Raw genomic sequence first — 17,470 nt, 5'->3', positions numbered from 1 at the left:
CTTCCGGCACGTCCCTCCTTTTCTTAGAAAATGGCGTCTTTCTCTGTTATAGAACACAAAAAAAGAGCAAATGGCGCTTACCATTCGTACACATTAAATGTTGAAAACATATAATATAGTAGATAAATAGCTTTTCGACAAATTTCACAACTTGTGGACAACCTTCTACACAAGCTGTGCGAAATCAATCCACAACTTATCCACACTTTGTGGATAAAGAGGAAAGGTAGGATTAGTAATCAAGAGTTAAAACACAAATATAATACCAAAATAAACGAGAGCTTGCAATGGTTGTCACAATCTTATCCACAAAGCGGACAACCTGTTGAAAAAACCTTGTCCACAGGGGTTGGTAATGTGAAAATGTTGTCGATAACCTCTGTGGATACTAAAAAAGACGAAAAAGATATCCACATGCGTGATTTCAGGGGCAAATTGTTTGGATTTGTCTTTTTTCCGTAAAATTAAGGAATCTAAAAAATAAGGTTTCGAAAGTTGAAAAGGTATGGTATCCTATTATGGTTGCAAGAAATAAAAGCACTAGTGAAGTTGACAATGAATAGGTAACGCAAATATAATAAGTAAGACTGTCTTTAACAGCTATTCCTCGAGGGAGGTGTCATAAATGAAAAGAACATTCCAACCGAATAACCGTAAACGCAGCAAAGTTCATGGCTTCAGAAGCCGTATGAGTTCAAAAAACGGTCGTCTAGTTTTAGCACGCCGTCGCCGCAAAGGCAGAAAAGTATTATCAGCTTAGGCCACTGAATAATGTCAGTGGTCTTTTTTCACGTTATGGGAAAAGATAGATGTGATGTGTAATGAACCGGGGCATGCTTCCTGGTTCAGATGCATCTCATGTTCATAATAAATTTTAAAAGTTTCTGCCAGCCAGTATCGGAGTGAGTCATTTGAAGAAGCGAAATCGTTTAAAGAAAAATGAAGATTTTCAAAAAGTGTTTAAACATGGGACATCAGTTGCAAACCGCCAGTTTGTCTTATATACGCTTGATCAGCCTGAAAATGATGAACTGCGTGTCGGGCTTTCCGTCAGCAAAAAAATTGGCAATGCTGTGATGCGAAATCGGATCAAACGTTTGATTCGGCAGGCCTTTCTTGAAGAGAAAGAGAGACTGAAGGAAAAGGATTACATCATTATTGCCAGAAAACCGGCGAGCCAGCTGACATATGAGGAAACGAAAAAAAGTCTGCAGCATCTATTCAGAAAGTCTTCATTATATAAGAAATCTTCGTCAAAGTAGGCATCACCACTGCTTTCTTACAACTTTTAAAAGCGCTTCCTTTCTGGTTGATCAGAAAAAGACACCATTTAAAACTGAAAGATGCTAAAATACATACAAGTATGCTTTGCAATAAAAGAGTGTAAAGATTAATTATAGGAGGAAATGTTGTTGAAAAGGAGAATAGGGTTGCTATTAAGTATGGTTGGCGTATTCATGCTTTTGGCTGGATGCTCGAGTGTGAAAGAGCCGATCACTGCAGATAGTCCGCATTTCTGGGACAAGTACGTAGTATATCCATTGTCTGAGCTCATTACGTATGTAGCGAAATTGACGGGAGATAACTACGGGCTTTCAATTATTCTAGTTACCATTTTAATTCGTTTATTAATTTTACCGCTGATGATTAAGCAGCTGAGAAGTTCGAAAGCGATGCAGGCTTTACAGCCGGAAATGCAAAAGCTTAAAGAAAAATACAGCTCAAAGGATCAAAAAACGCAGCAAAAGCTTCAGCAGGAAACAATGGCTTTATTCCAAAAGCATGGTGTCAATCCATTGGCGGGATGTTTCCCGATTTTGATCCAGATGCCGATTTTAATTGGATTCTATCATGCGATCATGAGAACCCAGGCGATTTCAGAGCATAGCTTCTTATGGTTTGACTTAGGAGAAAAAGATCCTTACTATATTCTTCCTATCGTTGCCGGTGTCGCTACATTTGTTCAGCAAAAACTGATGATGGCGGGCAATGCGCAGCAAAATCCGCAAATGGCGATGATGCTTTGGATTATGCCAATTATGATTATCGTATTTGCGATCAACTTCCCGGCGGCTCTTTCTCTTTATTGGGTAGTCGGTAACTTATTTATGATTGCGCAAACTTTCCTCATTAAAGGACCTGATATTAAAAAAAATCCTGAGCCGCAAAAAGCCGGAGGAAAGAAAAAGTGAGGAATGTGACTGCTGCAGGGCGAAATGTCGATGAAGCAGTACAGTCCGGATTGCAAGAGCTGGGATTAACGAAGGATAAGGTAGAAATTACTGTTATTGAAGAGGGAAACAAAGGATTTCTCGGTATTTTCGGTAAAAAGCCTGCGATCGTAAAGCTGGTTGAAAAGATTGATCCGATTCAGCAAGCGAAGTTATATCTTCAAACGATCGCCGAAGCCATTGCCGGGAAGTCTGATGTGACTGTTCAAGAAAGCAAAAAGACAGTGAGATATCATATAACAGGTGAAAAGGCAGCTTTGTTAATTGGGAAAAGAGGACAAACCTTAAACGCCCTTGAAACTTTGACACAGCTTGCCCTTAACCGTTATCCAGGCCAATATAAAAATGTGACGGTGGATGCAGAAAACTATCGTTTGAAAAGAAAAGAAACCCTGAGCCAGCTGGCCATCAAGCTTGCAGACCAGGTTTTGAAAACGAAAAAAGCAGTTCAGCTCGAACCTATGCCATCCAGTGAAAGAAAAATCATTCACGATACTCTTTCTGGATATGCAAACCACCAGATCAAAACATATTCAATGGGTGAAGGCGAAAATCGTCATCTCGTTATTTCCCATAAAAGATAGCATAAAACCGAAGTCCGATAAAAATTGGATTTCGGTTTTTTTGTATCCGAAAAATCTACTTTTCCTAGTAATATCAAGGTTTTGCCGTTTAAGTTTTTTCTTTTTAGGTGTATCCTGTTGATAAAAAGGAAGTTCAGGAAATAAAATTAATTGTTATTCACATGTGGATAAGTTAAAGTAATAAGGGACGAATTTCTATTTCTGTGGATAACAAATCTTCCACTTCGAACCAAACTATGTTATCTTTTAGTTTTGGCATAATAAAAATTTTTTTATATAGATGAAGTATAAGTAAAGAGAGGTGAACAACATGGATACAATTGCGGCAATTTCCACACCGATGGGAGAAGGCGCGATTGCGATTGTACGGTTGAGCGGACCAGAAGCCATTCAAATCGCAGATAAAATTTATAAGGGACCGAAGGGGAAAACACTCAGCTCGGTCGAATCACATACGATTCATTATGGTCATATCGTAGACAGACCTTCGGATCGTGTCGTTGAGGAAGTAATGGTATCAGTGTTAAAAGCGCCGAGAACTTTTACACGAGAAGATGTCATTGAGATTAACTGTCACGGGGGAATTGTGACTGTGAACCAAGTGCTTCAGCTTGCATTGAGAGAGGGAGCGAGACTGGCAGAGCCTGGTGAATTTACGAAACGTGCGTTTTTAAACGGTCGAATCGATCTTTCACAGGCGGAAGCAGTTATGGACTTAATCAGAGCAAAAACGGACCGGGCAATGAACGTTGCTATGAATCAAATGGAAGGGCGTCTTTCTGCTTTGGTGCGCCGTTTGCGCAGTGAGATTTTAGAAACACTGGCCCATGTTGAGGTGAATATCGATTATCCGGAGTATGATGATGTAGAGGAAATGACGCATCAGATTTTAGTTGAAAAGGCAACCGCCGTGAAAAAGGAAATTGAGGCGCTGCTGAGGACTTCTGAGCAAGGAAAAATCTTACGTGAAGGTCTTTCTACCGTCATTATTGGCCGGCCAAACGTAGGAAAATCATCTCTTCTGAACAGCCTCGTTCATGAGGCAAAAGCCATTGTAACCGATATTCCCGGAACGACACGGGATGTAATTGAGGAATACGTAAATGTAAGGGGTGTCCCGCTTCGTCTGGTTGATACAGCAGGTATTCGTGAAACCGAGGATATTGTTGAGCGAATCGGTGTTGAACGTTCTCGCCAGGTTCTAAAGGAAGCGGACCTGATTTTACTTGTGCTTAATTATAGTGAAGAGCTTTCTGATGAAGACGTGAAGCTTTTTGAAGCCGTTGAGGGCATGGATGTTATCGTGATTTTGAATAAGACTGACCTTGAGGCGAAGATTGACACTGAACGTGTCCGTGAGCTTGCCAATGGACGTCCAGTTGTTACGACATCTCTTTTAAAAGAGGAAGGCATCAATGATCTGGAAGAAGCGATTCAATCGCTGTTCTACACGGGTGTCATTGAAAGTGGGGATCTGACTTATGTCAGCAACACGCGTCACATCTCTATTTTACAGCAAGCAAAACGCGCCATTGAAGATGCGCTTAGCGGCATCGAACAGGATGTCCCGATCGACATGGTGCAAATTGACCTTACAAGATGCTGGGAGCTTTTAGGGGAAATCATTGGAGATTCTGTCCACGAAAGCTTAATTGATCAGCTCTTTTCACAATTCTGTTTAGGAAAATAATAAAAGGAGGAACTAGAATCATGGGGTATGAAGCAGGCCAATACGATGTGATTGTGATTGGCGCCGGGCATGCCGGTGTTGAGGCTGCCCTCGCATCTGCACGCCAAGGCGCCAAAACGCTTGTCTTGACCATCAACCTAGATATGGTTGCATTTATGCCATGTAATCCGTCTGTCGGCGGCCCCGCAAAAGGGATTGTCGTCCGTGAAATTGACGCGCTCGGCGGAGAAATGGGAAGAAACATCGATAAAACGCATATTCAAATGAGAATGCTGAATACAGGAAAAGGTCCTGCGGTTCGTGCATTGCGTGCGCAAGCAGACAAATTCCAATATCAGCACGAAATGAAAAATACGCTTGAAAAAGAACCAAACTTAACATTGCTGCAAGGAATTGTGGAGCGGCTGATCGTTGAAGACGGCGAATGCCGAGGCGTTATTACACAAACCGGCGCACATTATCGTGCGAAAGCAGTTGTCATGACGACAGGGACATATTTAAGAGGACGTATCATTCTTGGCGATCTGTCTTACTCAAGCGGCCCGAATAACCAGCAGCCTTCTATTAAGCTTTCTGAGCATTTGGAGGAACTTGGTTTTGACCTTGTTCGTTTTAAAACAGGTACGCCGCCTCGCGTTAAAAGCGACACGATTGATTACAGCAAAACGGAAATTCAGCCTGGTGACGATGTCCCTCGCGCTTTCTCATATGAAACAGTGGAATATATCACAGATCAGCTCCCTTGCTGGCTGACATATACAAGCCCTGAGACACATGAGATTATTGACAGCAACCTGCACCGTTCACCGATGTATTCCGGTATGATCAAAGGTACGGGCCCAAGATACTGCCCATCCATTGAAGATAAAGTTGTCCGTTTTAATGATAAACCGCGTCACCAAATCTTCCTTGAGCCGGAAGGCAGAAATACACAGGAAGTCTATGTCCAAGGTTTATCTACAAGTCTTCCAGAAGACGTACAGCAAAGAATGCTTGCAACGATTCCTGGACTTGAAAACGTACAAATGATGAGAGCCGGCTATGCGATCGAGTATGATGCAATCGTACCGACACAGCTCTGGCCGACACTTGAAACAAAAAAAATCACAAACCTTTACACTGCAGGCCAAATTAACGGAACATCCGGTTATGAAGAAGCTGCGGGACAAGGCATTATGGCAGGAATCAATGCAGGACGAAAAGCGCTTGGAAAAGAAGAAGTGATTTTAAGCCGTTCTGACGCTTACATTGGTGTTCTGATTGATGACCTTGTGACAAAAGGAACCAATGAGCCATATCGTCTTTTGACATCACGTGCTGAATACAGATTGCTGCTTCGCCACGACAATGCTGATTTGCGTCTGACAGAAATCGGACACCGCATTGGATTGATTTCTGATGAGCGCTATGCGGCTTTTGAGAAGAAAAAAGCGGCGATCGAAGCGGAGAAAAAACGTCTTCATTCTGTAATTATCAAGCCGTCTCCGGAAAATCAAGAATATATCCGTTCTCTTGGCGGAAGCGAATTGAAAGACGGAGTTCGCGGCACAGACTTGATGAAGCGTCCTGAAATGAACTATGAAACAGTCACAAAACTGGCGCCGCCAGAAGTGCCGGTTCCTCAAGACGTGGCAGAACAAGTAGAAATCCAAGTGAAATATGAAGGATATATTGAAAAATCTCTTCAACAAGTGGAAAAACTGAAGAAGATGGAAAATAAAAAAATTCCAGATCGAATTGATTATGACGCAATTAAGGGGATTGCGACCGAGGCGCGTCAAAAACTGAAAAATGTACGGCCTTTGTCTGTTGCCCAAGCTTCCCGCATTTCCGGTGTAAACCCGGCGGACATTTCAATTCTATTGGTGTATTTAGAGCAGGGACGCATTGCGAAGATAGCCGAATAGAAAGGATGACGGCATGAATATTGAAGAATTCACTTCTGGTTTGGCGGAAAAAGGGATCTCCCTTTCTCCCCGTCAGCTGGAGCAATTTGAGCTGTATTACGACATGCTGGTTGAATGGAACGAAAAAATCAATCTGACTTCAATAACAGAGAAAAAAGAAGTGTATTTAAAGCATTTTTATGATTCCATTACAGCTGCTTTTTATGTCGACTTCAATCAGGTGAACACGATTTGTGATGTTGGAGCGGGAGCGGGTTTTCCAAGTCTGCCGATAAAAATATGCTTTCCGCACCTCAATGTCACAATCGTGGATTCACTGAATAAACGGATCACGTTTTTAGAAAAGTTATCTGAGGGTTTGCAATTGGAGAATACAACATTCTGCCATGACAGAGCTGAAACGTTCGGGCAACGGAAAGACGTGCGTGAAAGCTATGATATTGTGACGGCGCGAGCAGTTGCGAGATTATCTGTTTTGAGTGAGCTTTGCTTGCCTCTGGTGAAGAAAAACGGTTTATTTGTTGCTTTAAAAGCCGCATCAGCTGAAGAAGAACTGAATGCAGGCAAAAAAGCAATCACGACGCTTGGAGGAGAACTTGAGAATATCCATTCTTTTAAGCTGCCTATTGAAGAAAGCGATCGTAATATTATGGTGATACGCAAAATGAAAAATACACCTAAGAAGTATCCAAGAAAACCGGGAACTCCTAATAAATCGCCAATTGAAGGATAATTTAGACAGCCTGATATGACAATACCATCATATTTTCATCAAAATTGATGGATGTACAGCAGGAAAAACCATGAGAAAATAGAATTATAAAAATGGCAGTTTTTAAAGGTGGTGTAGGTACATGAAGCATTCATTCTCTCGTTTCTTCGGGCTTGGTGAGAAGGAACAGGAGCCGGAGATTGCTGAACATGATACAAACAAAGAAGAGATTCTGGAAATACCGGTAAATGCTATCGTTCCCAACCGTTTTCAGCCACGCACCATTTTCTCAGATGAAAAAATCAAAGAGTTAGCAATGACCATTCATACACACGGCATTATTCAGCCGATTGTTGTTAGGCATACAGAAGAAGAAGGCCAATACGAACTCATTGCAGGTGAAAGACGCTGGAGAGCGGTGCAATCGCTTGAGTGGGAAAAGATTCCGGCAATTATTAAGGATTTTTCCGACACGGAAACCGCTTCTGTGGCGTTAATCGAAAACTTGCAGCGGGAAGAACTGTCTTCTATTGAGGAAGCGCATGCTTATGCTAGGCTGCTTGAGCTGCATGATTTAACACAGGAGGCACTCGCACAGCGCTTAGGAAAAGGGCAGTCTACAATCGCGAATAAGCTTCGGTTATTAAAGCTGCCTCAGCCGGTCCAAGAGGCGATTATGGAGAAGAAAATCACCGAGCGCCATGCCAGAGCACTGATTCCGCTGAAACAGCCTGAGCTCCAAGTCACACTGCTCACAGAGATTATTGAGAAAAGTTTAAATGTAAAGCAGACGGAAGACCGCGTGGTGAAAATGCTGGAGCAAGGCCAGAGAAAGCCAAAGCCGAGACGCAAAGCATTCAGCAGAGATACAAGAATTGCGATGAACACGATTCGCCAGTCACTATCAATGGTGGAAGACAGCGGTGTAAAATTGAATACGGAAGAAGAAGAATTTGAAGAATATATTCAATTAACGATTCGCATACCAAAATAGAAGCTCTCCTGAAAAGCAGGAGAGCTTTTTATATTTTCAATAAAAGGTAATCACTTACTTTTAGTGAAAATTATTATATTAGAATTCTTTTCTTTGAGCTTGTGGATAAACTCTTCAGATTTTTGCGGTGAAATTACTGCATGTCCCCATCCCCCCTGATAATATATTGTGATGGCATGGCGAGAGCCGATCAGACGAAAACCGGACCACAGTTTCTTTTTTTGAACGACTTTATCGATGTTTTCATAAGGAATTTGATGTTTGATCAATCCGGCTTTAATGATCAGATGGTGCTCCTTCAATACATATTTTAGGTCAATAAAGCTCCAAATGATGAGTCCATTTAAAAGAGTCAGTAGAATAAAAATGATCCAGCCGGAAACTCTCATATTTCCCAGCACAAAAGGAACAATGGCATCTGCTTGTATCAGTAATATGAGAAACACAATCATCAGCGTAACGGGTACGTCTCTCTTCGTTTGATAAACCATTTTCTCACCATCCTGTTTCCACGTTCTGTACTGTGACTTCTTCTTTTTTTCTTTAAGAAATTCCTTTTTTAAGTCAAAAAAACATAGAAATTGCAGAATTTATAAGAGAAAGCATAAAGCGTGCTTGAATTTTCAATTATTTCCCTTCTGATTCGGAACAAAATGATGAAAAAAATGAAACGCTTTAATCTTTTTTTGATAGAATAGAAGCAAGATAGTACATGTTCATGTGAAAGTAGGTGACATCGTGGGAAAAATCATAGCAATTACGAACCAAAAAGGCGGGGTCGGCAAAACAACGACGTCTGTCAACCTTGGGGCATGTTTGGCTTACATAGGGAAAAGGGTTCTGCTGGTAGATATTGATCCGCAGGGAAATGCGACAAGCGGATTAGGGATTGAAAAAGCCGATGTAGAGCAGTGTGTGTACGATATTTTAGTAGATGATGCAGATGTAATAGATATTATTAAAGCAACGACAGTAGAGAACTTGGATGTGATTCCTGCGACGATTCAGCTTGCTGGGGCTGAGATCGAGCTGGTTCCTACAATATCAAGAGAAGTGAGATTGAAGAGAGCGCTTGAAGCAGTAAAGCAAAATTATGATTATATTATCATTGATTGTCCGCCGTCATTGGGCTTGCTGACGATTAATGCCCTTACTGCCTCGGATTCCGTTGTGATTCCTGTACAGTGCGAATATTATGCCTTGGAGGGTCTCAGCCAATTATTAAATACAGTACGTCTTGTGCAAAAGCATTTGAATACTGATTTAATGATTGAAGGTGTATTGCTGACAATGCTTGATGCACGGACAAACCTTGGCATTCAAGTGATTGAAGAGGTTAAAAAGTATTTTAGGGATAAAGTATATAAGACAGTTATTCCGCGTAATGTCCGTCTGAGTGAGGCACCGAGTCACGGAAAACCCATCATTTTATACGATCCGCGGTCAAGAGGTGCGGAAGTATATTTAGATTTAGCAAAGGAAGTGGCTGCGAATGGCTAAAGGCCTTGGAAAAGGGATTAATGCGTTATTTAATCAGGTGGATTTGTCTGAAGAGACAGTTGAAGAAATTAAAATTACCGATTTACGCCCTAATCCTTATCAGCCAAGAAAACACTTTGATGACGAGGCATTAGCTGAACTAAAAGAATCTGTGCTGCAGCATGGCATTCTTCAGCCGCTTATCGTCAGAAAATCTTTAAAAGGCTATGATATTGTTGCGGGTGAACGGCGTTTTCGAGCGGCAAAGCTGGCAGGTTTAGATACAGTTCCGGCCATTGTCCGTGAATTATCAGAGGCGTTAATGAGGGAAATTGCTTTATTAGAAAACCTTCAGCGTGAAGATTTATCTCCGCTTGAAGAGGCTCAGGCATATGACTCCTTGCTGAAACACTTAGATCTCACGCAAGAACAGCTTGCCAAACGTCTTGGGAAAAGCAGACCGCATATTGCGAATCATTTAAGACTGCTGACACTGCCAGAAAATATTCAGCAGCTTATTGCCGAAGGTACGCTTTCTATGGGACATGGACGCACGCTTCTTGGCTTAAAAAACAAAAATAAGCTTGAACCGCTTGTACAAAAAGTCATTGCGGAGCAGCTTAATGTTCGCCAGCTTGAGCAGCTGATTCAGCAGTTAAATCAAAATGTTCCACGTGAAACAAAGAAAAAAGAACCTGTGAAAGACGCGGTTCTAAAAGAACGGGAATCCTATCTCCAAAATTATTTTGGAACAACAGTTAATATTAAAAGACAGAAGAAAAAAGGCAAAATCGAAATTGAATTTTTCTCTAATGAAGACCTTGATCGGATTTTAGAGCTTTTGTCTGAACGAGAATCATAAATGAAAAAACCATCTTTCAAACGAAGATGGTTTTTGTTTTATATGCGCCCAGTGAGCCTTTGCAGCGGGTTAATGCGTTCTTGCCTCCACTCTGTCCGATCTGTTAAACTCAAACCTTCCGCTAGAACATTTGCCATATTCATGACCAAGTTGAGTCTAGTGTTTTGCAATACAAAATATTCCATGAAACCGCTCACATTCACGATTCCGTTAATATGAAGATCTCCCACTTCAGGAAGGTCTTTTTGTACACCGGCTCCGGGCTTTAATGGCCCGTCCCCGATTTGAAATGAACCCACACTCTTAACGCGGCCTAAGCATGCATCGACTGCTATAACAAATGGGTTTTTATGTAATTTATGAATGTCATTGATTTTATCCTTCATGTTCACAGCATGGACGGGGTCAGATAAGGTTCCGTAGACATGGAATCTGGTGAGCTGCATCTGTTTGAGTTTCATTCCTACGAGCGGGCCTAATGAGTCACCGGTTGAACGGTCTGTTCCGATACAAACCACGACAATTGGTTTGCCGGCAGCTTTACGTAAGGATGAAGAAAGGATGGTTTGGATTTGTTTTGCCGCTGCAGCATCTGTATGTGAAACATATTGCTTTACTCGTTCCTGAGAGGAAAAAAGCCCGCCTTTTCGATTCATGGGTTTCACTTCCTTGTTATAGTAGGTAACAGAATTGCTATGGTGTGTGTGTAGTTATGTAAGGTTGTTTACAGTATATCCAGCAGTATGATTTTTTATGCTTTGTGTATGGCACCGGAGATTTTAAAAAAAGTAGAGGGCATGATATGAATGGTTAGTGGGTGAATTACAAGTATTGTCCCCCATTGCCTCGATCATGATCAAGCTATGGTCTGCTTATAAAACACTTGAATAGATAGGAAGGATTAGAAAAAAGTGAAGAGTGAAGTTCACTTCTTCATTCCGCGGACAAACAAATAAATATCTCTTTTTAGACTGCCGCATTAGCAGTCTTTTTTTATGTGTATTTCGTATGATAATTTCATCTTGTGTTTAAATGTCTATGAAAATATGGCATGTTTGCTTTCTTTTATTTATATAGTAACAATAACGGGAACAAGCTGAACTTTGTCTATGAGGTGATAGTGTTGTGGAGAGCCGGAATGAAGTGGATGCTGCTCATATTAGGGAGCCTGATCGGGGCCGGATATGCGAGCGGTCAGGAGATATGGCAGTTTTTTGGGGCGGAAAGCGGACTTGCTATTGTGCTGTTTACAATTATGTTCATTTTCTCGTCTTATATTGTGATGAAAATCAGTTTTAAAGTTCAATCCACTCATTTTCTGCCGGTTCTGGAGCATTTAATGGGGCCATGGCTGGCGAAAATTTATGATGTCCTCATCATTTTTTATTTGTTTTCGACGACTATGGTGATGATTGCCGGAGGCGGTGTGACCCTGCAAATGTACAAGCTTCCTTTCTGGTGGGGAATCGCGCTGATTTGCATCGTGACAGTGTGTTTGTTTTTGTGGGATGTGAAAGGAATATTATCTATAAATAGTATTTTGATTCCTGTGTTAGTAGCGGGGCTTTTATATGCGTTGATCTCCTTTCAGAGCACACATCACCATACGTGGACGATTGATTTGTCCCAGCAGTATAACTGGCCTGCGAGCATTACGTTTACCTCTTTAAACATCCTTTCAGTTGTTGCGATTTTATCCTCTGTTGGGAAAGAAATGAAAGGGCTCGGAGAAGCAAAAATCGCAAGTGTGGCAAGCGGTCTTATTTTTGGCGTGATCTCATTTGTTTATAATGAAACGTTGGTGGAACTGGCGGGCTCCCTTTCTCAGTTTGAAATACCGCTGTTTGCCGTTCTGGAGGGTGCGCCTTATTTCCTTTTTTTATGTATGACGGCGGTGCTGTGCCTGGCGATTTACACGACGACGGTAGCTGGTTTGCTGGGGCTGTCCAGCCGGCTGATGGCGTTTATTCATATGCCTAGATGGATGATTGTGTTGATTTTGTTAGTGTTAATGGTACCTTTTACTTCTTTCGGATTTTCTGATTTGATCGCGTTCTTGTATCCGATATATGGGATGCTCAATTTGTATTTGTTAGTTTGTCTGCTCTTATATCCTATTTTGAGTAAATGGAAATAAGAGGATGGATTTCTTTTCGGGTATCTTGATTGCTCTTATGATCAGTTTTTTTGTACAATAGATACAGCAGTTTAGGAAAAGAGGTGAAGGGTCTTGGCGGATAAAGACTTTGGCCTGAATGATATCGTAGAAATGAAAAAACCGCATCCATGCGGAGCGAACAGCTGGAAAATTATACGCATGGGAATGGATATTCGAATTAAGTGTGAGGGATGCTCTCACAGTGTTATGATTCCGAGAAGAGAATTTGAAAGAAAACTAAAAAAAGTACTAGTCAAGCATGAGGAGCCTACTTCATAAATAGGCCGACACTCATGCTTTTTCATATAGAAGGTAAGGAGAAGACGGCGATGAGCAAAGTGCATCAGTCGGCATGTCCGCTGAATTGTTGGGACAGCTGCGGCTTTTTGGTGACTGTTGAAGACGGAAAGGTAACAAAAGTGGACGGAGATCCAAACCATCCGATTACGGAAGGCAAAATCTGCGGCCGCGGCAGAATGCTTGAGACAAAAACAAACTCGCCTGATCGGCTTCGCTATCCAATGAAAAAACAAAATGGCGAGTTTGTGCGGATTTCCTGGGAGCAGGCACTTGATGAAATTGCCGACAAACTTCGGGAAATCAAGGAAACGTCGGAGACGACTGCTGTTTTGCACAGCCATGATTATGCGAATAACGGTCTGTTAAAAGCGCTTGATCAGCGTTTTTTTAATGGATATGGCGGCGTGACTGAAATCGTCGGAAGCATATGCTGGGGCTCCGGAATCGAGGCGCAAAGCTGGGATTTTGGCCGTTCGTACGGGCACGGCCCGCTTGATATTTACAACAGCAAGCATGTTGTTGTGTGGGGAAGAAATGTATCAAGAACAAATATGCACTTATACCATCACTTGCAGCAGGTGAAAAAGAAGGGCGCCACGATTACGGTGATTGATCCGATATTCAATCCGACTGCCAAGCTTGCCGACCGCTATATCTCTGTAAAGCCTGGAATGGACGGCTGGCTTGCAGCAGCCGTTTTGAAGGTTCTGATTGAGACGGGAAGAACGGATGAAACGTTTATTTCTGAGCATTCTGTCGGTTTTGACGATGTGAAAGAGCTTTTGAAGACCGTTTCTCTGGAAGAGTTTATTGTGAAAACAGAAACTTCTATGGAGGAGCTGGAGTATTTGGCTGGTTTGTATGCTGATGGCCCGGTGTCTAGTTTTATGGGGCTTGGCATGCAGCGATATAAAAACGGTGGGGGAACGATTCGTTGGATTGATGCACTTGTTGCGGCAAGCGGAAATGTCGGAATTAAGGGCGGCGGCGCGAATTTCGGAAATGTCCAGATTGGTGAGAGCTTTGCAAAAACAAAGCTGACGCTGCCGGAATTAAAAACAACATCCCGTTCTTTTTCAATGATGACGCAGGCTGAAGAAGTGTTGACCGCTGCTGATCCTGCGATTGAGATGATTATTGTGACGTGCGGAAATCCGCTGACTCAGGTGCCGAATACAAATAAGGTGAGACAAGCTTTTGAAAAGGTTCCAATGACGGTCGCGATTGATTCCATTATGACGGATACCGCAAAGCTGTGTGATTATGTTTTGCCGACTGCCACTGTTTTTGAAGAAGAAGATATCTACTATTCCAGTATGTATCATCATTATGTTCAGTACGGGAAGAAGCTTGTGGAGCCACAGGGTGAAGCGAAATCGGACAGCTGGATCTGGTCAGAGCTTGCAAAACGTCTTGGGTTTGGCGAGCTGTTTGAATACAGCACTCAAGAATTTTTAGAGATGGGGCTTTCCTCATTGGAAGCAGAGGATGTGACACTTGAGCGTTTAAAAGAAAAAGGCCACCTCCCTCTTCCAGTAAAACAGGTGCCGTGGGATGATTATCAGTTTTTGACGCCGAGTGGAAAATTTGAATTTACTTCGTCGCTAGCTGAGCAAAAAGGATTTAGCGGCTCGCTTCAATTAAATGTGCCCGAAGAATCTGTTTTCCATAATGAGGAGTTAGCTGAAAAGTACCCTTATACGCTGTTATCCATTCATCCGCAGCGTTCCAACCATTCACAGCATGTGCCGTTTATTGAAAAGCTTCAGCACGTTCAGGTCGATATTTCTCCAGATATAGCGGCTGAGCAGAATCTTCAGGATGGAGACGAAGTTGTCATCTTTAATGACCGCGGACGCTTGAAGGGCAAGGTGAAAGTGATGAAGCAGGCTCATGCGAAGACGATTAATATAGATGAAGGCATGTGGGCGGCTTTTGGAGGGTCAGTCAATGCAATGACAAATGATACAAATTCTGATAATGGAATGGGAAGTACGCTTTTTGACTGTTTAGTAGGCTTGAAAAAAGCATAATCAAAGGGGTTGGCAGGCTGAAAATGCTTTTTTGTCAGCTTGTCTTTTCCAGGGAACCTCCTTATAATTGCTCTAGGTTCAAAATACGTTCATACAATGACGGTTTTATATAGAGGAGATGAAAGAATGGCTTTAACAGCTGGAATTGTTGGTTTGCCGAACGTCGGAAAATCAACACTATTTAACGCAATTACACAGGCCGGTGCCGAATCAGCCAACTACCCGTTCTGTACAATTGATCCGAACGTGGGAATTGTAGAGGTGCCGGATGATCGTCTGCAAAAGCTGACTGAGCTGGTCAACCCGAAGAAGACTGTGCCGACTGCTTTTGAATTCACTGATATTGCAGGGATTGTAAAAGGCGCATCTAAAGGAGAAGGACTCGGCAACAAGTTCCTATCTCATATTCGCCAAGTTGACGCGATTTGCCACGTTGTCCGTGCTTTTTCCGATGACAACATTACACACGTTTCCGGAAAGGTTGATCCGATTGATGACATTGAAACGATCAACCTTGAGCTGATCCTCGCTGATATGGAAACGGTTGAAAAGCGGATTACACGCGTCAGCAAGCTTGCGAAGCAAAAAGATAAAGACGCTGTATTTGAGTTTGAGATTTTATCTAAACTGAAAGAAGCGTTTGAGAGTGAAAAGCCTGCTCGATCTGTAGAATTCACTGAAGAGCAGCAAAAGCTTGTGAAGCAGCTCCATTTACTGACTTCGAAGCCTATTTTGTACGTGGCCAACGTAAGTGAAGATGAAGTTGCTGATCCATCTGGCAATGAAAATGTAGCGAAGATTCGCGAGTACGCTGCCGGCGAAAACGCAGAAGTTATCGTTGTGTGTGCAAAAATCGAATCTGAAATCGCTGAGCTTGAAGGCGAAGAAAAGCAAATGTTCTTGGAAGAGCTGGGCATTCAAGAATCAGGTCTTGATCAGCTGATCAAAGCGTCTTACTCTCTTCTCGGCCTCGCAACATATTTCACAGCCGGAGAACAGGAAGTCAGAGCTTGGACATTCAAAAAAGGCATGAAAGCCCCTGAGTGTGCAGGAATTATTCATAGTGACTTTGAGCGGGGCTTCATTCGTGCTGAGACAGTTGCTTATGAGGATCTTCTTGCGGGCGGCGGCATGGCAGGAGCTAAAGAGGCAGGAAAAGTCCGTCTTGAAGGAAAAGAGTATGTGGTTAAAGACGGAGATGTTATTCATTTCCGATTTAATGTATAGGATGCAGTTGTAAAGGGACAAGAGCTTTGGTATAATATAAAATTGTGAGTAATAGAATTATTGCTCCTTGCCCATTATGGGCCGCTTAGTCCAAAAGGAGGTGCAAACAGATGAGAAAGTACGAAGTTATGTACATTATCCGCCCAAACATTGACGATGAGTCTAAAAAAGCAGTTATCGAGCGTTTCAACAACGTTCTGACTTCTAACGGTGCGGAGATCACTGGAACAAAGGATTGGGGTAAACGTCGTCTTGCTTACGAAATCAACGATTTCCGCGACGGTTTCTACCAAATCGTAAACGTTCAATCTGACGCTGCGGCAGTTCAAGAATTTGACCGTCTAGCTAAGATCAGTGACGATATCATTCGCCACATTGTTGTTAAAGAAGAAGAATAAGCAATTTTGAAATATATAATGGTAAAAGGTGGTCTTTCTTATGCTTAACCGAGTTGTATTAGTCGGAAGACTGACAAAAGACCCAGAGCTTCGTTATACGCCAAACGGTGCGGCTGTTGCTACGTTTACTCTTGCTGTGAATCGTACATTTACGAACCAGTCCGGAGAACGTGAGGCCGATTTCATTAATTGTGTCACTTGGAGAAGACAAGCCGAAAACGTTGCAAACTTCTTGAAAAAAGGAAGCCTTGCAGGCGTAGATGGCCGTTTACAAACAAGAAACTATGAAAACCAGCAAGGACAGCGTGTCTTCGTGACAGAGGTCCAAGCTGAAAGTGTTCAATTTCTTGAGCCGAAAAACGGCGGCGGTTCTGGTTCAGGTGGATACAACGAAGGAAACAGCGGCGGAGGCCAGTACTTTGGCGGAGGCCAAAATGATAATCCATTTGGGGGAAATCAAAACAACCAGAGACGCAATCAGGGGAACAGCTTTAACGATGACCCATTTGCCAACGACGGCAAACCGATTGACATCTCGGATGATGATCTTCCATTCTAATGTGATTATCGCCTAAAATGAAAAAGAAAGGAGGGAAATGACAATGGCAGGAGGACGCAGAGGCGGTCGTGCGAAACGCCGTAAAGTGTGTTATTTCACTTCTAACGGTATCACGCACATCGACTACAAAGATGTAGATCTTCTTAAAAAGTTTGTTTCTGAGCGCGGTAAAATTTTACCACGTCGTGTAACTGGAACAAACGCTAAATACCAACGTAAATTGACTGCAGCGATCAAACGCGCACGTCAAATGGCTTTACTTCCATACGTAAGCGGTGAGTAAGCTGATGCGTAAAGAGCAAGGACCTTCGGGTTCTTGCTCTTTTTTATAGGGGG

19 protein-coding genes are annotated in these 17,470 nt (G+C 42.4%); 17 read left to right on the top strand and 2 right to left on the bottom strand.

The window, feature by feature from the left end; genetic code table 11:
* Positions 1–625 precede the first annotated feature (625 nt).
* From rpmH to noc, 8 genes are all read left to right on the top strand, one after another.
* The gene (gene rpmH / locus AC0OMA_RS20975; RefSeq protein ID WP_003178075.1) at positions 626–760 is read left to right on the top strand and encodes a 50S ribosomal protein L34; all 135 of its coding nucleotides are present in this window, start codon (positions 626–628) and stop codon (positions 758–760) included.
* A gap of 151 nt (positions 761–911) precedes the next feature.
* On the top strand, positions 912–1,262 hold the full coding sequence (gene rnpA / locus AC0OMA_RS20970; protein WP_003242628.1) for a ribonuclease P protein component: 351 nt from the start codon (positions 912–914) through the stop codon (positions 1,260–1,262).
* Between the two features lie 144 nt (positions 1,263–1,406).
* Entirely contained in the window at positions 1,407–2,192 is a 786-nt protein-coding gene (gene spoIIIJ / locus AC0OMA_RS20965) for a YidC family membrane integrase SpoIIIJ (protein ID WP_010886648.1), read from the top strand.
* The gene (gene jag, locus AC0OMA_RS20960) at positions 2,189–2,815 is read left to right on the top strand and encodes an RNA-binding cell elongation regulator Jag/EloR (RefSeq protein ID WP_015483983.1); all 627 of its coding nucleotides are present in this window, start codon (positions 2,189–2,191) and stop codon (positions 2,813–2,815) included. Before spoIIIJ ends, jag begins: the two co-directional genes overlap by 4 nt.
* A gap of 310 nt (positions 2,816–3,125) precedes the next feature.
* Positions 3,126–4,505, top strand: a complete 1,380-nt coding sequence (gene mnmE / locus AC0OMA_RS20955) for a tRNA uridine-5-carboxymethylaminomethyl(34) synthesis GTPase MnmE (protein WP_474222412.1) — start codon at positions 3,126–3,128, stop codon at positions 4,503–4,505.
* 20 nt (positions 4,506–4,525) lie between these two features.
* On the top strand, positions 4,526–6,412 hold the full coding sequence (mnmG, locus tag AC0OMA_RS20950; RefSeq protein ID WP_003226825.1) for a tRNA uridine-5-carboxymethylaminomethyl(34) synthesis enzyme MnmG: 1,887 nt from the start codon (positions 4,526–4,528) through the stop codon (positions 6,410–6,412).
* Between the two features lie 13 nt (positions 6,413–6,425).
* Positions 6,426–7,145, top strand: a complete 720-nt coding sequence (rsmG, locus tag AC0OMA_RS20945; protein ID WP_015385222.1) for a 16S rRNA (guanine(527)-N(7))-methyltransferase RsmG — start codon at positions 6,426–6,428, stop codon at positions 7,143–7,145.
* A 121-nt stretch (positions 7,146–7,266) separates the two neighbouring features.
* The gene (gene noc, locus AC0OMA_RS20940; RefSeq protein ID WP_003226829.1) at positions 7,267–8,118 is read left to right on the top strand and encodes a nucleoid occlusion protein; all 852 of its coding nucleotides are present in this window, start codon (positions 7,267–7,269) and stop codon (positions 8,116–8,118) included.
* Positions 8,119–8,168: 50 nt separating this feature from the next.
* Here noc and AC0OMA_RS20935 read toward each other — a convergent pair whose 3' ends face one another.
* Complete coding sequence (locus AC0OMA_RS20935; RefSeq protein WP_003244005.1) at positions 8,169–8,609, bottom strand: PH domain-containing protein; 441 nt, start codon at positions 8,607–8,609, stop codon at positions 8,169–8,171.
* A gap of 247 nt (positions 8,610–8,856) precedes the next feature.
* Between AC0OMA_RS20935 and soj the strand changes: the two genes are divergently transcribed.
* Positions 8,857–9,618: a sporulation initiation inhibitor protein Soj gene (gene soj, locus AC0OMA_RS20930; protein ID WP_003219244.1), complete on the top strand. Its 762-nt coding sequence runs from the start codon at positions 8,857–8,859 to the stop codon at positions 9,616–9,618.
* Entirely contained in the window at positions 9,611–10,459 is an 849-nt protein-coding gene (gene spo0J, locus AC0OMA_RS20925) for a stage 0 sporulation protein Spo0J (protein WP_015385221.1), read from the top strand. Before soj ends, spo0J begins: the two co-directional genes overlap by 8 nt.
* A gap of 38 nt (positions 10,460–10,497) precedes the next feature.
* Here spo0J and yyaC read toward each other — a convergent pair whose 3' ends face one another.
* The gene (yyaC, locus tag AC0OMA_RS20920; protein ID WP_003226834.1) at positions 10,498–11,115 is read right to left on the bottom strand and encodes a spore protease YyaC; all 618 of its coding nucleotides are present in this window, start codon (positions 11,113–11,115) and stop codon (positions 10,498–10,500) included.
* A 464-nt stretch (positions 11,116–11,579) separates the two neighbouring features.
* On the opposite strand from yyaC, the gene AC0OMA_RS20915 reads away from it, so the two are divergent.
* The 7 genes from AC0OMA_RS20915 (at position 11,580) to rpsR (ending at position 17,417) form a co-directional block, all read left to right on the top strand.
* On the top strand, positions 11,580–12,596 hold the full coding sequence (locus AC0OMA_RS20915; protein ID WP_080109064.1) for a YkvI family membrane protein: 1,017 nt from the start codon (positions 11,580–11,582) through the stop codon (positions 12,594–12,596).
* 93 nt (positions 12,597–12,689) lie between these two features.
* Positions 12,690–12,896, top strand: coding sequence for a DUF951 domain-containing protein (locus tag AC0OMA_RS20910; protein WP_003226838.1), 207 nt, complete (start codon positions 12,690–12,692; stop codon positions 12,894–12,896).
* 50 nt (positions 12,897–12,946) lie between these two features.
* A complete protein-coding gene (locus AC0OMA_RS20905) occupies positions 12,947–14,950 on the top strand; it encodes a molybdopterin-dependent oxidoreductase (protein ID WP_181220380.1) in 2,004 nt (667 codons plus the stop codon).
* 126 nt (positions 14,951–15,076) lie between these two features.
* Positions 15,077–16,177: a redox-regulated ATPase YchF gene (gene ychF, locus AC0OMA_RS20900; RefSeq protein WP_015483981.1), complete on the top strand. Its 1,101-nt coding sequence runs from the start codon at positions 15,077–15,079 to the stop codon at positions 16,175–16,177.
* Between the two features lie 110 nt (positions 16,178–16,287).
* Positions 16,288–16,575: a 30S ribosomal protein S6 gene (gene rpsF, locus AC0OMA_RS20895; protein ID WP_003236622.1), complete on the top strand. Its 288-nt coding sequence runs from the start codon at positions 16,288–16,290 to the stop codon at positions 16,573–16,575.
* A 40-nt stretch (positions 16,576–16,615) separates the two neighbouring features.
* Complete coding sequence (gene ssbA, locus AC0OMA_RS20890; RefSeq protein WP_003219228.1) at positions 16,616–17,134, top strand: single-stranded DNA-binding protein SsbA; 519 nt, start codon at positions 16,616–16,618, stop codon at positions 17,132–17,134.
* 43 nt (positions 17,135–17,177) lie between these two features.
* Positions 17,178–17,417, top strand: coding sequence for a 30S ribosomal protein S18 (rpsR, locus tag AC0OMA_RS20885; protein ID WP_003219224.1), 240 nt, complete (start codon positions 17,178–17,180; stop codon positions 17,415–17,417).
* The last annotated feature ends 53 nt before the right edge of the window (positions 17,418–17,470 follow it).

It is taken from the genome of Bacillus sp. AMCV2, from assembly GCF_056033925.1.
The sequence above is the reverse complement of the archived record's forward strand: the minus strand, read 5'-3'. Positions and strand labels throughout refer to the sequence as shown.

Excerpts from the sequence above, each read along its gene's own strand:
- rpmH (WP_003178075.1), top strand. The coding sequence starts at position 626 with ATGAAAAGAACATTCCAACCGAATAACCGTAAACGCAGCAAAGTTCAT.
- spoIIIJ (WP_010886648.1), top strand. The coding sequence starts at position 1,407 with ATGTTGTTGAAAAGGAGAATAGGGTTGCTATTAAGTATGGTTGGCGTA.
- mnmE (WP_474222412.1), top strand. The coding sequence starts at position 3,126 with ATGGATACAATTGCGGCAATTTCCACACCGATGGGAGAAGGCGCGATT.
- mnmG (WP_003226825.1), top strand. The coding sequence starts at position 4,526 with ATGGGGTATGAAGCAGGCCAATACGATGTGATTGTGATTGGCGCCGGG.
- rsmG (WP_015385222.1), top strand. The coding sequence starts at position 6,426 with ATGAATATTGAAGAATTCACTTCTGGTTTGGCGGAAAAAGGGATCTCC.
- noc (WP_003226829.1), top strand. The coding sequence starts at position 7,267 with ATGAAGCATTCATTCTCTCGTTTCTTCGGGCTTGGTGAGAAGGAACAG.
- AC0OMA_RS20935 (WP_003244005.1), bottom strand. The coding sequence starts at position 8,609 with ATGGTTTATCAAACGAAGAGAGACGTACCCGTTACGCTGATGATTGTG.
- spo0J (WP_015385221.1), top strand. The coding sequence starts at position 9,611 with ATGGCTAAAGGCCTTGGAAAAGGGATTAATGCGTTATTTAATCAGGTG.
- yyaC (WP_003226834.1), bottom strand. The coding sequence starts at position 11,115 with ATGAATCGAAAAGGCGGGCTTTTTTCCTCTCAGGAACGAGTAAAGCAA.
- AC0OMA_RS20905 (WP_181220380.1), top strand. The coding sequence starts at position 12,947 with ATGAGCAAAGTGCATCAGTCGGCATGTCCGCTGAATTGTTGGGACAGC.
- ychF (WP_015483981.1), top strand. The coding sequence starts at position 15,077 with ATGGCTTTAACAGCTGGAATTGTTGGTTTGCCGAACGTCGGAAAATCA.
- rpsF (WP_003236622.1), top strand. The coding sequence starts at position 16,288 with ATGAGAAAGTACGAAGTTATGTACATTATCCGCCCAAACATTGACGAT.
- ssbA (WP_003219228.1), top strand. The coding sequence starts at position 16,616 with ATGCTTAACCGAGTTGTATTAGTCGGAAGACTGACAAAAGACCCAGAG.
- rpsR (WP_003219224.1), top strand. The coding sequence starts at position 17,178 with ATGGCAGGAGGACGCAGAGGCGGTCGTGCGAAACGCCGTAAAGTGTGT.